The sequence below is a fragment of the Klebsiella sp. D-Nf1 genome (assembly GCF_002810515.1).
Lineage (GTDB): Bacteria > Pseudomonadota > Gammaproteobacteria > Enterobacterales > Enterobacteriaceae > Klebsiella > Klebsiella variicola.
Genome location: NZ_PIOK01000029.1, coordinates 1 through 854, shown reverse-complemented (window position 1 = coordinate 854; position 854 = coordinate 1). Strand labels below are relative to the sequence as shown.

The 854-nt window shown below is 59.7% G+C and carries 1 protein-coding gene; it reads right to left on the bottom strand.

The genetic code is table 11. The features are described 5' to 3' along the window. Positions 1-854: dTDP-glucose 4,6-dehydratase (gene rfbB / locus CWM54_RS27830; RefSeq protein ID WP_206054247.1), on the bottom strand; the 854-nt coding region annotated here is incomplete at both ends.

The following is an 854-nucleotide window of genomic DNA, read 5'->3' as shown; positions in this document are numbered from 1 at the left end:
TCGGTGACAAAAGTGATCAGGTCGGCGAAGTGGGCGATGTTGCCCGGCTTCTGCGCCACCACCTTGTCGAGAATGGCGCAGATGGTGCGCACCACGTCGATATTTTTACGCTCGTTATGACCGCCAATGTTGTAGGTCTCGCCGCTTTTGCCTTCGGTCGCCACTTTGTACAGCGCACGGGCATGGTCCTCGACATACAGCCAGTCACGGATCTGCTCCCCGTTGCCATATACCGGCAGCGGTTTACCCGCCAGGGCGTTAAGGATAGTCAGCGGGATCAGTTTCTCCGGGAAGTGATACGGACCATAGTTGTTGGAGCAGTTGGTCACCACCACCGGCAGACCGTAGGTGCGGTTCCAGGCGCGAACCAGATGGTCGCTGCCCGCTTTGGAGGCGGAGTACGGGCTGCTCGGGGCGTACGGGGTTTCTTCGGTGAACAGGTCATCGGTGCCGTGCAGGTCGCCGTACACCTCATCGGTGGAAATATGGTGGAAGCGGAAAACCTGTTTCTGCGCTTCCCCAAGCCCGGACCAGTAGTGACGGGCCGCCTCCAGCAGAGTGAAGGTGCCGATCACATTGGTCTGGATGAAGGCGGCCGGGCCATCAATGGAGCGATCCACATGACTTTCCGCCGCCAGGTGCATCACGATATCCGGGCGGAACTCGCTGAACTGGGCCGCCACGGCAGCGGCATCGGTGATATCAGTCTGGGAAAACGAGTAGCGTTCGCTCCCGGCTACCGGCGCCAGGGATTCGAGGTTGCCGGCATAGGTCAGGCAGTCCATCACACGGACTTCGTCCAGGGTATTTTCGATGATATGACGAACTACGGCAGAGCCGATAAAGCCTGCGCC